General features: G+C 34.9%; 11 protein-coding genes, 1 tRNA gene and 1 pseudogene. 2 read left to right on the top strand and 11 right to left on the bottom strand.

Annotated elements, in window-relative coordinates; genetic code table 11:
- Window positions 1–54: 54 nt before the first annotated feature.
- Window positions 55–1,380 carry a trigger factor gene (locus tag ACM55G_RS04425; protein ID WP_416842696.1) on the bottom strand — a complete coding sequence of 442 codons (1,326 nt, stop codon included), beginning with the start codon at window positions 1,378–1,380 and terminating at the stop codon, window positions 55–57.
- A gap of 398 nt (window positions 1,381–1,778) precedes the next feature.
- Between ACM55G_RS04425 and ACM55G_RS04420 the strand changes: the two genes are divergently transcribed.
- Together ACM55G_RS04420 and ACM55G_RS04415 are read left to right on the top strand one after the other, a co-directional pair.
- Window positions 1,779–3,083, top strand: coding sequence for a hypothetical protein (locus ACM55G_RS04420; protein ID WP_416842695.1), 1,305 nt, complete (start codon window positions 1,779–1,781; stop codon window positions 3,081–3,083).
- A 476-nt stretch (window positions 3,084–3,559) separates the two neighbouring features.
- Window positions 3,560–4,109 (top strand): annotated as a pseudogene (locus ACM55G_RS04415) (REP-associated tyrosine transposase).
- Window positions 4,110–4,291: 182 nt separating this feature from the next.
- On the opposite strand, the gene ACM55G_RS04410 reads toward ACM55G_RS04415, so the two are convergent.
- From ACM55G_RS04410 to ACM55G_RS04365, 10 genes are all read right to left on the bottom strand, one after another.
- Window positions 4,292–4,363: transfer RNA gene (locus ACM55G_RS04410), tRNA-Glu, on the bottom strand.
- 364 nt (window positions 4,364–4,727) lie between these two features.
- Window positions 4,728–5,105, bottom strand: coding sequence for a hypothetical protein (locus ACM55G_RS04405; RefSeq protein WP_416842694.1), 378 nt, complete (start codon window positions 5,103–5,105; stop codon window positions 4,728–4,730).
- A 265-nt stretch (window positions 5,106–5,370) separates the two neighbouring features.
- Complete coding sequence (locus tag ACM55G_RS04400) at window positions 5,371–6,189, bottom strand: MOSC domain-containing protein (RefSeq protein ID WP_416842693.1); 819 nt, start codon at window positions 6,187–6,189, stop codon at window positions 5,371–5,373.
- 47 nt (window positions 6,190–6,236) lie between these two features.
- Complete coding sequence (locus tag ACM55G_RS04395; RefSeq protein ID WP_416842692.1) at window positions 6,237–8,882, bottom strand: multicopper oxidase domain-containing protein; 2,646 nt, start codon at window positions 8,880–8,882, stop codon at window positions 6,237–6,239.
- A 38-nt stretch (window positions 8,883–8,920) separates the two neighbouring features.
- A complete protein-coding gene (locus tag ACM55G_RS04390) occupies window positions 8,921–11,452 on the bottom strand; it encodes a heavy metal translocating P-type ATPase (protein ID WP_416842691.1) in 2,532 nt (843 codons plus the stop codon).
- 57 nt (window positions 11,453–11,509) lie between these two features.
- Window positions 11,510–11,959 (bottom strand): heavy metal-binding domain-containing protein, encoded by a 450-nt coding sequence (locus ACM55G_RS04385; RefSeq protein WP_416842690.1) that lies wholly within the window; start codon window positions 11,957–11,959, stop codon window positions 11,510–11,512.
- Between the two features lie 107 nt (window positions 11,960–12,066).
- Window positions 12,067–12,627 (bottom strand): helix-turn-helix domain-containing protein, encoded by a 561-nt coding sequence (locus ACM55G_RS04380; RefSeq protein ID WP_416842689.1) that lies wholly within the window; start codon window positions 12,625–12,627, stop codon window positions 12,067–12,069.
- 151 nt (window positions 12,628–12,778) lie between these two features.
- The gene (locus ACM55G_RS04375) at window positions 12,779–12,886 is read right to left on the bottom strand and encodes a heavy metal-binding domain-containing protein (protein WP_416842688.1); all 108 of its coding nucleotides are present in this window, start codon (window positions 12,884–12,886) and stop codon (window positions 12,779–12,781) included.
- Window positions 12,887–13,058: 172 nt separating this feature from the next.
- Complete coding sequence (locus ACM55G_RS04370; RefSeq protein ID WP_416842687.1) at window positions 13,059–13,529, bottom strand: heme-binding domain-containing protein; 471 nt, start codon at window positions 13,527–13,529, stop codon at window positions 13,059–13,061.
- Between the two features lies 1 nt (window position 13,530).
- Complete coding sequence (locus ACM55G_RS04365; RefSeq protein ID WP_416842686.1) at window positions 13,531–14,244, bottom strand: DUF3347 domain-containing protein; 714 nt, start codon at window positions 14,242–14,244, stop codon at window positions 13,531–13,533.
- Window positions 14,245–14,288 lie beyond the last annotated feature (44 nt).

Here is a 14,288-nt window from a genome sequence, read left to right as displayed (position 1 = left end):
GAGCGCCAAAAAAATTATTCTTTTGACGCTCAAATATACTTATTTTTTTAGAAATTATTCTCCGTATGAAGCGGCAATAAATTCGTCGTAAGTTACTTCTTTAGTAGTAGGATTTGCTTTCTCTTTGAACAATTCCAATAATTTCTCCGCAACAACTTGGTCCGAAAGTCTTTTTACTTCGTCTTGATTTGACAAAACTCTTGCAACAATTCCTTGAACTTCTTCGTCAGTAGGATTTGTTTGCCCGAATTGCGCCATTTGTTGTTTGATATTTTTTGTCGTGAATGTTTTCAAGTCTTCAAAAGTTATTTTGATGTCACTAGAAGCCATTGCTCTACCTTCGATTAACTGAAAACGCAATCCTCTTTCTGATCTTGTATATTCTACTTCAGCTTCTTCAGGAGACAATTTTTTCTCTCCAACCGTTTGCAACCATTTTTTCAAGAATTCAGATGGCAAGTCGAATTTTGTATTTTCGATCAAGAAATCCTGAACATCAGCCAATAATTTTTGGTCAGCTTGTTGTGCAAATTGAGTCTCAGCATCTTCCTTGATTTTTGCTTTCAATTCTTCAAGTGAAGCAACAGTTCCTGCTCCAAAAAGTTTGTCAAACAATTCTTGGTTCAATTCAGCCAATTCAGCTGTATTGATCGCTTCGATTGTGAAATCTACATTAACTTCTAATCCGTGAACGTCATCATGACTTACTTTCATAACATCCATCAATTGATGATCGTCCTGGAATAAACCTTTAGTATTTACAGTCACTACATCCCCTACTTTTTTACCAATGAATAAATCAAAAGTCGCTTTGTCTTTGAAAAGATCAGCAGCAATAGTGGTAGCGTTATTAATTCCTTTTTCTTCGTTTGTGAAAGTTCCGGTAATATCTGAATCTGCAGCAACAACTTCTTGAGGAATTGCAGTTCCAAATTGTTTTTGGATTCTTTCTACTTGACCGTCGATTAATTTAGCATCAGCAGAAACTACATATTTCACGATGTCGTTTGTAGCTTCTAAATCCAATACGAAGTTTGGTACTAAACCAATTTCATATTCGAAAACCAGTTCTTCAGCATCCCAAGAAAAATCGTCGTTTACTTTAGGAAGTGGCGTTCCAAGAAGGTTTAATCTTTCTGATTGTACGAAACGCTCTAAAGCCAAATCAACTACTTTTTGAATTTCTTCTTGTTTGATTGCTTTACCGTATTGTTTTTCAACAAGATCTTTAGGCACAGCCCCTTTTCTAAATCCCTTAACTGTTGCCAAAGGCATTTTTTCGTTTATTCTTTTTGCTACTTGTCCTTTGTAATCCATGTGAACAACAGTCATTACAATTGTTTCATTCACAGCGTCTATTGCTACTCTTTTGATATCCATCTTCTTCTTTAATTTACATAATAAAATTGGATTGCAAAATTATAAAATTTTTCCAACCCAAACAAGCATTTTAGTGCCGAACCTTCGGGATTGAATTTTAGGCGGTTATTTGATAGAATCATAGGTCTGAAAAAGAAAATAATTTGGGCGTGTCCCTGCGTAAAAACTGCGGGTCAGGCTGTACGTTCCCGCTTTTTATCGCCTGCCAAGAAAAGGCAGCCCATAAAAGAGCTCCACTACCATCCTTCACGCGGCTCGAAGTATGCAACAATAAAAATCTCTGCGTTAAATTTGTAATAATTTATTTATATATTTGGATTTTTAATAATTAAATTTAACATATATTTAAACGATTTCTAAGTCATTTTATCCAAAATTTCAATAAAAAGTATTTAAAAATGAAAAAAAATATTTGTCATTCTATTTATATATTAGCAATTATGATGTTTTTCACTTCTTGTGAAAAGAATGAATTTGAAATTGTTAGCCATAAAAATATTCTAATCAAAAATAAAGAAATTTCAAAATTAGATATTGTTGGACCTGCAATTAACTGGGCTCATTTTAAAAAATATCATTCTCAATTCGATGGTAATTATGAACAAACAATATTATTAAAAGGATTTTTAAGAGAAGAATTATTTGAGCAGAAACTTAAAGGAATTCGATCTAAATTGAATATTCAAAATAATTCTAATCAAATAATCGAAAGAAGTAATTTGACAGTTCGAATTAAATATGTTTTTGAAAATGACAAGGAATTTAATTATGTAAAATCATATACATTATTGCCAAGCAATAAAATATGGATGAAAAATGAAACTTTGGAATTTGATATAAATGATGTAGTCTTTTTCTCTGCAAGTGATGAAAAAAAAATTCTTACAATTCATACACCAAAAAATGTAACTATCGAATATTACATTACAGCTAAAAATTCAATTGGTTACAATAGCTTAGACAAAACCACAGAAACAATTAATACTGATTTTTATGCAGGAGGAGGAGGAAAATATATAGGGATTTTTAAATCCGCAATTTTAAAAGAAAATGAAATATTAGGATTTGGCGACAAAATTTTAAGTAATGATATTACAGATTTATGGAATGAAACTTTAAATCAAAGTCAAAATAATGAAAAACCTAAAAATGGAGATTTAGACTATACATTTAATAAACAAGAAATATTAAAAAAAGAAAATAAAGAAAAATTTAAGAAAGAAAAAGAGAGATTAATTGCTGAAGGTTGGAGAGAAGAAGAAATAATAAATGGACAACTTTCGTCTTGTTATAATTACAAACCAAAAAAAGGAAACATAAAAAATCGTCTAGAAGTTATTGTTGGTGGTGGAACAGATGTTTCTCTAAAAATTATGAATATAGAAACAGAAAAATGTATAAGATATGTATTCATAAATAGCGGTTCAACTTACAGTATTGATTATATACCAGAAGGAGAATACTATCTCAAAATTGCTTATGGAAAAAATTGGCTTTCTAAAATTGAAAATGGACAATGTATTGGAAAATTCATAAAAAACCCAATGTATGAAAAAGGAGATGATATTTTAAATTTTAATATTCAACGGGATAGCAAAGGAAGAAATATTCCTAGTTATCAATTAAGTCTAGATGTTGTATCAAATGGAGTTTCAAATTCATTTAATTCACAAAATATATCAGAAAGTGATTTTAATAAATAAATAAAAAACGCGAGCGCAAGCGCAATGTCATTAAGTTAAGTAGTTTTCCCACCGCTGGCTTGAGCATGTATAGCTAGCGCTAGCGTCCCGCTCGTGACCGTAAACAAAAGCAGGAAATACAAAAATAAAATCTAAAAAAATAAATTTCATAAGAGACACGAGCGGGACGCTCGCGCTCGCGTAAGCGAACCAATTTAACCCCCCGCTGGCTTGAGAATGTATAGCTAGCGCGAGCGTCCCGCTCGTGACCGTAATCAAAAGCAGGAAATACAAAAAAAAATCTAAAAAAATAAATTTCATAAGAGACACGAGCGGGACGCTCGCGCTAGAGTAAGCGAACTAATTTAATCTCCGCTCCTGACCGCAAACAAAAACAGGAAAAACAAAAATCTAAATCTAAATTTTCTGCTTCTAAAAAAACTAGAACTAATCCATTTACTTTTAGTTGACAATTAGATTAAACAAAAGCAAAACCTATGAGCACAAAATATAAATTTGGAGAAAGTACAGGAGCTTATTTTGTAAGCTTTGCCACAGTAAATTGGATAGATGTATTTACAAGAGATGCGTATTTTGGGAATATCATTGAATCATTAGACTTTTGCAGAAAAAATAAGGCAATGGAAATTTATGGGTATTGCATTATGCCAAGCCATCTTCATTTAATATTTCCCTCAGGAAATGACAATCCATCAGGATTAATGCGAGATTTCAAAGGATTTACATCAAAAAAAATGCTTCAAACAATCGAAGAAAATGCTCAGGAAAGCCGAAGAGAATGGATGCTTTGGATGATGGAACGAGCAGGAAAAAAGAATAGTAATGTAAAGCATAGACAATTTTGGCAACAGGATAATCATACAATAGAAATTTGGTCATTAAAGGTTTTTGAACAAAAACTTAATTATATACATTACAATCCAGTCGAATCCGGTTTTTTTAACTGATCCCATAGATTGGAAATATAGTAGTGCCAGAAATTACGGAAATAATGACCAAACGATTTTAGAGATAGATTTCAATTAATTTTGATAGTGGGCACGAGCTTCACGCTCGCGTTAGCGGCACTCTTTTAAAGAATAAATATGTGGTATAAATTGCGCAAACGTCTCTGACTATTAATTTACAAAAATAACAGCTAAAACCAATAATAAAAAAAGCCTCGAAAGATAATTTTCGAGGCTTTTTAAGCTTGTGTTTATAAATTGTAGCCCGTAGCGGAATCGAACCGCTCTTACATGGATGAAAACCATGCGTCCTAACCGATAGACGAACGGGCCTTGTTTTTCTATTTCGGGTGCAAAAATAGCACTATTTTTGAGATGTACAAAGCCAAACCCAAAAACCTTCAAATAAAAACAGCCTGTACTGAACTTGTAAATTGTAATCAATTCAGTAATAACGCCTACCAATAATACGATTGTTTTTTAACAAGCTGATTTTTCAAAGAACAAATCTAAAATCTAATGCTAAAGGCGCCACTTGTGAACACAAAGAATAAAAAACACCCAGCTCCGCAAAGATTCAAAGAATAAATTTATCGTCTTCTCTGACTTTTCTCTCCATAAAAATGCCTCCAAATAGCGTTTGACTTTTTGGAGGCATTTCATTTTAACCAATAAAAATAGCTTTTTTTTAAAGCGATTAGTTGAACTGTGCAGCCACATATTCAATTAAACTTTCATCATCCATTTTATTAGACGTACTTTCTTTAGTCTCAACATTTTTATACTGTGGAGTCTCATTCAAATATTTAATAAATTGTTCTTGAGCAGTACCAGTTCCCGTCACATGCAATTCATCTACATTTTGCATATGAGCAGTGATGTTTTTGAATAGTTTATAAAGCAAATCTCTTTCAGCATTGTTTGCTGCGTTTTCGCTGGAATTACGACCTTGTCCGTCAACTTTTTCGTGACCTAATATTACGAACTCCCCTGAATCTACATTTTCTCTTCCTACAATAGTTGCATGATGTGCATCCATCCAAACACCAAATTGTTTTTTGTTTTTTTCTGACATTATTATATGTTTTTATATTAATACTTGTTTCTCATCCAAAACCGACAAGCAATTATTCCTGTAAATAATTTTGAGTGATGGCTTGAATAATTTGTTCCTAAGAAGCAAAAATAACCCGAAACATTTGCAAAAATGTAATACAATTTTTGGTAATAATTCTATAATTCACACATTTCCAACAAACAAGCTGTGCAATCTTCTCTTTGCGCCCACAATAATGAGCTACTAATAATTTTAAGTCTATCTTATGAGGAAAAAATGGAACTTAAATAGAAATCAAAACGGCAATAGCATCACCAACAGTAACAAAACCAGTTCCAGAACCTATCAAGTTTTGTCCAAACAACACATTATTTCTCACTGTCCTGTATTTTGATAAAGTCAGCAAAGGATCTTTTCCTGAGGTCTCACCTTTTTCTTGGTCTACTGTTGTCATTACACATCTTCCGCAAGGTTTCACGCCAAAAAAAGTCAATTCACCAATTGTAAATTCTTTCCAAGAATCTTCTTCATAAGCGTCACCGCCTGTAAAAACAAAATTAGGTCGAAACCGATTCATTGGAAGTGCTTCCTTCATACGTGAATTCAAATCATCCAATGACGATTGACCAATCAACAAAAAAGGATAACCATCCGAAAAAGAATTAATATCGGCTTCCGTCACTGCGTATTTAGTCTCTACTTTTCGATGACTTTCCTCGGGCATATAGACCAAACGAGCCGAAAATCCCAATAATTGGGAAAACCAATCTGAAATAACCGAACCGACTTCATACGCCTGAATGGAATCCTCCCAAACCATCACCTCAATCGTAGTTTCGGTTTCCGAAAAAGATTGCTGCAGCGGAAATTGTATCGTATCTAATTGTACCCGATGTGTAATCTTCAAAAAATCCCCTGTAATTTCAGGCTGAAAAAGAGCTAATTCCGGATGTTCCCTTTGCGACAGAAACATTGCGTTCTCATCAACCAATAACCAACGGCGATCGTGCTCCAACCCCCGATCGGTTACTTGAGCTTCCTGCAATTTAATTCCACCTAATGATTTTACAGGATAAATCCAGATTTCTGAAAGTTGTACCATAGCACTATATTTTTTCTCAAAATTACAAAAACAAAGTATTCCGTTTTTTAATAATTCAAACTCAATCCAAAACCAAATCCCATATCGCTGTCATAATGCGTGGTAATTCCGAAATTTCTCTTGACAATATACCGCAATCCTGCCATGTATTCCTTGTCGGTATTCCACATTAAATTCATGCGCAATCTTTTGGAAACTGGAATATCCATGCGTTCAAATTGCAACCTAAAATTTCCGTCCGTAAATACTTCTGCTTGTGCTTTGATGAGCATGGGCAACGTATATTCGACTCCGGCACTGAAAACAGCGCGATTGTCTTTGGTATTCGTTTGTCCAAAAAGATTCTCTTCCATTACTCCCATTTCCATTTTGCGATACCGCCAGTCAAAACCAATGAACGGCATTAACCATTGCATTTTCCCGATGTAGCGTCCAATGTGTGTTTCAGTTTCATAACCGTGATGATCGGTATAACCCAAACGCCATTCAGTACCAATACTCCAACGTGTGTTTTGAATCATCAGCATTCCATCATTTCCATTGGTGGCAAAATCATTTTCGGCCATCACATGAAAAGCCCTGTCATCGGCGAATAATTTGCGTTGCGCTAATTTTGGATTTGGAATCAAAGGATTGGGCTCTTGATTTTCATAACTAAAAATGCGACCCATTCCCGCCATCATGTGATAGAGAATGTGACAATGAAAAAACCAATCGCCTTTGACATTCGCATTAAACTCAATCGTATCGGTTTCCATGGGCATAATGTCAATGATATTTTTCATGGGAGCAAACTCTTCCTGACCATTCAAGACTCTAAAATCATGTCCGTGTAGATGCATCGGGTGGCGCATCATGGAGCCATTGAAAAGTACAACTCGAACATTCTCTCCTTTTTTAATTAGAATTTTATCGGCTTCAGAAACCACTTTATTGTCCAGACTCCACACGTAGCGATTCATGTTTCCAGACAATTCAAACCGCAATTCTTTTACAGGTGCGTCTTTTGGCAAGGTTGTTTTAGTGGGTGATTTCAGCATGGCATAATTTAACGTAGTAATATCAGATAATGCATTACTATTATAATCCTCCTCCGTCATTTTCATTCCATCCATTTTCGGAGCGGTTTCCCCCATTTTCATTTTTCCCATATCATGAGACGAATGATCCATTTCAACTTCTTTTTGTGTTCCTTCTTTAGAATCTATTGGCCCGGTGATTTCAGGATACATCACTACATTCATGTCCATTTGATTCAGCGACATTTTCATGCCCATATCATCTAAATCGCCATTCATTTTCATCATGCCGTTCATCATTTTCATTCCTTCAAAATATTTTAATTTTGGCAAAGGCGATATCAATTGCTTGATTCCATCTCCTAAATACAACGATGCGGATTTTGTGCGATCTTCAGAAGTGACTAAAAATTCAAAAGCAGTCTTATCGGCAGGAATGGTCACGACAACATCATAGGTTTCGGATACCGCAACAATTAACCGGTCGACTTCAACTGGCTCCACATCGTTTCCATCACTGGCCACCACGGTAATTTTCCCACCGGCATACGTCAGCCAAAAATAGGTAGAGGCGCCTCCATTGGCAATCCGCAGCCTCACTTTATCACCCGCTTTAAACTGCGAAAGTTGGCTTTCATTTTTGCCGTTAATAAGGAATTTATTGTAATACACATCACTTACATCCATCGCATTCATTCGTTTCCATTCGTTGGCAACTTTCGTCTTAAAATATCCCGCTTTAATAGCTTCTGCATAACTTTGTGTAGTTCCTTTTTGAATCGCAAACCAATCGGTTGCATTGTGCAACATTCGATGGACATTTTTCGGATTTAAGTCCGTCCATTCACTCAAAATGATTGGCACCGTTGGTAAATCATCAATTCCTATTCTAAAAGTTGGGTCTTCATTTCTTTTATTCATTACAAAAGAACCGTACATCCCTATTTGCTCCTGCAAACCGGTGTGGCTGTGGTACCAATGCGTTCCATGTTGAATAATTGGGAATGTATATTTGTGTATTGTATGTGGTTTAATTGGCATTTGAGTCAAATTGGGCACACCATCCTCTTTATTAGGCAAAAACAATCCGTGCCAGTGCAACGAAGTCTCTTCATCCAACTCATTATGCACATAAATTTCGGCAATATCGCCTTCGGTAAAGGTGAGTGTTGGCATCGGAATTTGTCCGTTTACCGCTATTGCTGTTTTAGGCGTATCGCCAAAAGTGACAATGGTATCGCGAACATATAAATCATACCGAACCGTTCTAGGCGGTGCATTTTTCGCTGTTCTTTTAACGGGCTTCGCTTTCGTTGTGATGCTGTCTACAGGAACATTTACATGATTTTGATGCGCATCCGCACTTGCCGCTTTGGTTTGATTCACGCTGGTTCGCAACGGGATTTGCTTTTTAACAATTGCTTTTGGCACTTGTTTTTTGGCAACTGCTTTTTTTACCGATTTCTCTTTTTCTTTGATTAAATCCATCCCGCATTTGGGACATTTTCCGGGTTTACTCGCATGAATTTCCGGGTGCATCACACAAGTGTACGTTACCGGCTGTGTTTGAAAAATGGATGCTATTCTGGAAATGGTAATTCCATTTTTATTTTCTGCTTTTGCAAAAGGAGAAATAATCATCAGGAATACAAGTAGTAGTATAGTACTTTTCATGTTTTTTAATTTTCTAAGAAACGCTTAAATATTTTTGTTTAAAGTTTTAAACCACGCAATCGCAACGCATTCACAATTACGGAAACCGAACTGAAACTCATGGCCAAAGCCGCAATCATTGGTGAAAGTAAAATCCCAAAAAAAGGATACAAAACACCCGCTGCAATTGGAATTCCAAGCACATTATAGAAAAACGCAAAGAATAAATTTTGTTTGATATTTCGCATCACAGCATGACTTAAATTTTTGGCTTTCACTATTCCTTGTAAATCACCTTTCACCAACGTTATTTTCGCACTTTCTATCGCCACATCAGTTCCTGTTCCCATGGCAATGCCGACATCAGCTTGCGCCAAAGCTGGAGCATCGTTGATTCCATCGCCCGCCATGGCTACAATTTTCCCTTCAGCTTGCAGTCGTTTAATTTCCTTGAGCTTGTCTTCTGGCAAACAACCCGCTTTAAATGACGTTAAATTCAGTTCTGCTGCCACAGCCTTTGCCGTATTTTCATTATCTCCGGTAAGCATAATGACCTCAACCCCTTGACGAATTAATTCTTTTATAGCTTCAACACTTGTTGCTTTTATAGCGTCACTGATGGACACAAATCCCACCGCAATTCCGTCAACTGAAATATAAGAAACTGTTTTCCCCATTTTTTGTTCGGCTGTGATTTTATTTTCTAATTCTTCAGAGACTGAAGCACTCACCTGTTCCATTAATTTTGTATTTCCGAGCGCTACTTTTTTATTGGTTACTGTACCAACAACTCCTTTTCCTGAAATGGCTTCAAAATCGGTTACCTCGATTAATGCAACTTCTTTCGCTTTCGCAAAATTGACTACGGCTTGCGCCAAAGGATGTTCACTATACTGATTTAAGGAAGCGATACTTTGCAATAGTTCATTTTCGTCATTTTGCAGGGAAAATACTTTTTCAACGGAAGGTTTTCCTTCGGTGATTGTTCCTGTTTTATCTGTAATCAGCACATTTACTTTGTTCATGTTTTCCAGCGCTTCGGCATTTTTTATCAAAACTCCGGATTGCGCCCCTTTCCCTACTCCGACCATCACTGACATAGGTGTGGCCAATCCCAAAGCACACGGACAGGCAATAATCAACACAGCAATAGCATTGATAAATCCATAAACAAGTGCGGGTTCCGGTCCAAATTTTGCCCAAACAAAAAAGGTGACTACCGAAACAAAGACCACAATTGGCACAAAATATTTAGCGATCTTATCGGCTAGTTTCTGGATGGGTGCTTTAGAGCGGCTGGCGGTATTGACCATTTGTACAATTTGCGAAAGCAGGGTATCCGAACCCACTTTTTCGGCAATCATCACAAAGGATTTGTTCCCGTTGATTGTTCCAGAACTAATACTATCGCCTATTCTTTTATCCAAAGGAATGGGTTCGCCTGTAATCATCGATTCATCAATGGTGCTTTCGCCATCGGTGATTTTTCCATCGACCGGAATTTTATCTCCTGGTTTTACACGCAATAAATCTCCTTTTTTGATGTCGTGAATTGAAATCACTTTATCAGTTCCATCAATAATTAAAGTGGCTTCGGTTGGTGCTAATTTCAACAATTCTTTTATGGCTCCACTGGTTTGACTGTGTGCTCTGGCCTCGAGTAATTGTCCCAATAAAACCAATGTTAGGATGACAGTTGTCGCTTCAAAATAAAGCGAAACCGTTCCGTTATGCGTTTTAAAATCCTCAGGAAAAATAGTTGGAAAAAACATTCCCACTAAACTAAATAAAAACGCCACTCCTGTACCAATTCCGATAAGGGTGAACATATTGAGATTCCAAGTAATAATGGATTTCCAAGCGCGCTCAAAAAACATCCAACACGCATAAAAAACGACTGGAAGCGATACAATTAGTTGTACCCAATTCCATTTTGAAGCATCCATAATTTTCATTAACGGATTATTCGGAATCATATCTGACATGGCAAGAATGAAAATAGGAACCGTAAAAACTACTGCGATTTTCATTTTACGCACCAAGTCATTATATACCTTATTTTCTTCAGAGTCGGTAGGCTTCATTGGCACTAAATCCATTCCACAAATAGGGCAAGAACTGGGGCCTTCTTTGATTACTTCGGGATGCATGGGACAGGTGTACACTATTTTTGCAACACTCAATTCTGGAACTTTTTCCAGATTCATTCCGCAAACGGGACAACTTCCCGGTTTATCATAGACTTTTTCGCCCTCGCAATGCATCGGACAATAATATTTTCCTTGCGCATTACTAGGTAAAGTTATTGTTTTCTCTTGCGGTTTATTCGTGTTGCAACATGATTTCTCCATTAGCTTCTCCATCGTTCCATGAGAAGCAACAGCGTTATTCATTGCTATTGTATATTTTCCTACAGCTGTCAATGCCTCTTGCAATTGAGCAGTGGGAATGTGCTTATCCATTGTTATCGTTGCCATCGGCGGATCCAAAGTAACTGTTGCTTGAATTCCATCGATAGTATTTAATGTTTTTTCGACTTTGGAACGACAACCGTTGCAAGACATTCCGATGACTGAATACGTATGTTTCATAATGTTGAATTAAAAAAATCGGTTCTATAAAATTTATAGAACCGATTTGAAAAAACTTTAATGTTGATGATTCTCTTCTTTTTTATCACTTTTTATCGGTGTCATTTGCATACCGCATTTAGGACATTTTCCAGATTTATCACTCATTTCTTTTGGGTGCATTGGACAAGAATACCCCGATTTTTGAACTTTTTCTGCAGTCATTTTCATTCCGCATTTAGAACATTTCCCAGGTTTATCAGAAGTTGTACCATCCATTTTGCAAACGTATGTTGAAACTACTGTTGTTTTTCTCCCTTTACCCGAGGTGTCGTGTTTTAATATTTTCACCAATTTCATTCCGCACTTACTACACTCTCCTTCTTTGCTACTCATTTCATCAGGATGCATTGGACACGTATACATTTCTTTATGCGTTTCCTTTTGGGAGGATTTTACAGCTTCTTGAGCTGATGCCATTGAATTCACTGCTAAGAAGACGCTTAGTACGATAATTAATGTTTTCATTTTTTCTTTTATTAAAATTATTAAACCCAATATTTATTTCTACTAGTCAAAGGTACTAGACCTAGTATTTTCACTCGTTGTAGAATTTTGGAAATGATTTGTAAATTTTACAAACCATCAATTTGTAATCTGTTATTTTCTTTTAATTGTTTAAAATGAGTTGGCGTTACGCCCGTAATTTTTTTAAACTGATTACTCAAATGCGCTACATCGCTATAATTCAATTTAATTGCAATTTCACTTAAAGTCAATTCTTTATACATTAATAATTCCTTCACTTTTTCAATCTTTTGAGCAATAAAATAATGCTCAATAGTTGTCCCTTGTACTTCAGAAAACAAATTACTCAATGTGCAGTAATCTTGACCTAATTGCTCTGACAAATAGTTTGACAAATTAGTTTTTAATTCATTATTTTGATGATGGACCAAATTAACAATTAGGCATTTAACCATCTCAATAGTTATAGTCGTTTTATCCTCTAACAACTCAAATCCAAGTGATTGTAATTTTATTTCTAAATCTTGCTTCTGATTGTCTTTGAAATCGCCTAAAAATTCAACTTTACCCAATTCAACTGAAATAGGAAAAATTCCAATTTTTTCGAGTTCTGATTTCACAACCATTATACAGCGATCACATACCATATTTTTGATATAGAGCTTCATTTTACAATATTATTTTGATACATACTCTTGCTTAATAGTATTTTATATTTCATAAATTATTTATCTTAGAACCGAAACTTTTAAATTTAACGGTTAGGCTGTCAAGTTTAAATACGAAAAAACTTATTTTATTTATTGCTTTTTTAGTAGTTTAGGAACAGGCTCCGTTAATTTCATTCCATTTTGGACATTTATCATTCAACTTCCCTTGAACTTCAGGGTGCATCGGACAAGCATACATTGTTGAACTATTTTTCATCGTTTTTTGTATTAATGCCCGTCGGTATAATTCACTCTATATCAATATAGAAACAGACTCTTGGCTTTTAAATTTCTGAACCAAAACAAGAATTAAGATTTCCCATTACACTTCTTCTTATAATTTCAAAAATTGTATATTATTTGGTATTTTTTTTAAGCTATGTTACTTTTTAATATCCATTTAATACACTATCTTTTGTTTTAATAATCCAATCCATTAATTCGTTTTTTTGTGCAGGTGACAGAATTGCATCTTTATGAATTAAAGTGTAAGAAGCCAAAGGCATTTCATTCGATTTTATTTGTTTAACCATTCTGTCTAATTTATTTTTTTGTTTTCGCTTGGAATAACTGCCAAATTCATCAAAGTTCAAATTTTCTTTACCTTCCTTGATATGGCTTTCCATAAAAAACCGTGCTGGCTGAATGTAAGAATACAAAGGATAATTAGTATTATTACTATGACAATCATAACAAGACGTTTTTAAGATAGTTTCTACATTTTTAGAAACGAAATACACTTTTTTGAAATCTACTGTCGTGTCCTGCTCGGAATTCACATTACGAGCAGGTTGATACAGTTGCATCAATAAAAAAATAATTAATCCTACAAAAAATATTTTTTTGATGCTTTTCTTCATTTTATAATGTTTTTTTTATTGAACCACAAGTAAGCATATTAGAACCATAATATGGATTTTTTATTTCCTTGGTTTCACTTATCCAAATAGCCCCTTTACCTTCATCTGCCATTGGACAATAATCTTGATATAATTTTTGTTTTGTTCCAAAGGTTTTTAATAAATCATTTATGTCTTTACTCAACATAACAAAATGTTCTCTTTGGTGGTCAATTTTCCCAGCATTATCCCCGATATGTTCTGCCTGTTCTTTGGCATCATCAGTAATTTCGATGTATTCAGCTTTTAACTTTGGATTTATACTACTGGTATTTACGCTGTTAAAAGTGGCATATAATTTTTTTCCAGCATTAGCAGCACCTTTGGAATCATCTTTAATCAATGCGTTTTTTAGTTTTAAATAACTATTTACAATTTCATCAATAGCAACCGACGAGGAAATAACTACTTTCGTTTCAGATTTAGGCGTAACAATAGTGGTCGTTTTTTTTGTTTCATTTTCCTGAGTTTCAGCAACAGGTTCTGTTAATTCCATTCCGCACTTAGAACACGTTTCCCCTTTTTTTCCTGTAATTTCAGGATGCATGGAACAGGCATATAATTCTGAAGAACTCTTAGCTGATGCAGGATTTGTTGTTTCGGTTTGCTTATTTTTTTGGTAACAAGCAGTAAATAGCAATGCGCATGCGATCGAAGAAAGGATTATATTTTTCATATTTTATGTTTATTGATTTTTAGTTTTATTTTGAAGTTACCGTT

Source organism: Flavobacterium algoriphilum (assembly GCF_048158655.1).
Lineage (GTDB): Bacteria > Bacteroidota > Bacteroidia > Flavobacteriales > Flavobacteriaceae > Flavobacterium > Flavobacterium algoriphilum.
Note: the sequence above shows the minus strand (reverse complement) of the source record. Positions and strands in the feature narration are given on the sequence as shown.

Excerpts from the sequence above, each read along its gene's own strand:
- ACM55G_RS04420 (WP_416842695.1), top strand. The coding sequence starts at position 1,779 with ATGAAAAAAAATATTTGTCATTCTATTTATATATTAGCAATTATGATG.
- ACM55G_RS04425 (WP_416842696.1), bottom strand. The coding sequence starts at position 1,380 with ATGGATATCAAAAGAGTAGCAATAGACGCTGTGAATGAAACAATTGTA.
- ACM55G_RS04365 (WP_416842686.1), bottom strand. The coding sequence starts at position 14,244 with ATGAAAAATATAATCCTTTCTTCGATCGCATGCGCATTGCTATTTACT.
- ACM55G_RS04400 (WP_416842693.1), bottom strand. The coding sequence starts at position 6,189 with ATGGTACAACTTTCAGAAATCTGGATTTATCCTGTAAAATCATTAGGT.
- ACM55G_RS04395 (WP_416842692.1), bottom strand. The coding sequence starts at position 8,882 with ATGAAAAGTACTATACTACTACTTGTATTCCTGATGATTATTTCTCCT.
- ACM55G_RS04380 (WP_416842689.1), bottom strand. The coding sequence starts at position 12,627 with ATGAAGCTCTATATCAAAAATATGGTATGTGATCGCTGTATAATGGTT.
- ACM55G_RS04375 (WP_416842688.1), bottom strand. The coding sequence starts at position 12,886 with ATGAAAAATAGTTCAACAATGTATGCTTGTCCGATGCACCCTGAAGTT.
- ACM55G_RS04370 (WP_416842687.1), bottom strand. The coding sequence starts at position 13,529 with ATGAAGAAAAGCATCAAAAAAATATTTTTTGTAGGATTAATTATTTTT.
- ACM55G_RS04390 (WP_416842691.1), bottom strand. The coding sequence starts at position 11,452 with ATGAAACATACGTATTCAGTCATCGGAATGTCTTGCAACGGTTGTCGT.
- ACM55G_RS04385 (WP_416842690.1), bottom strand. The coding sequence starts at position 11,959 with ATGAAAACATTAATTATCGTACTAAGCGTCTTCTTAGCAGTGAATTCA.
- ACM55G_RS04405 (WP_416842694.1), bottom strand. The coding sequence starts at position 5,105 with ATGTCAGAAAAAAACAAAAAACAATTTGGTGTTTGGATGGATGCACAT.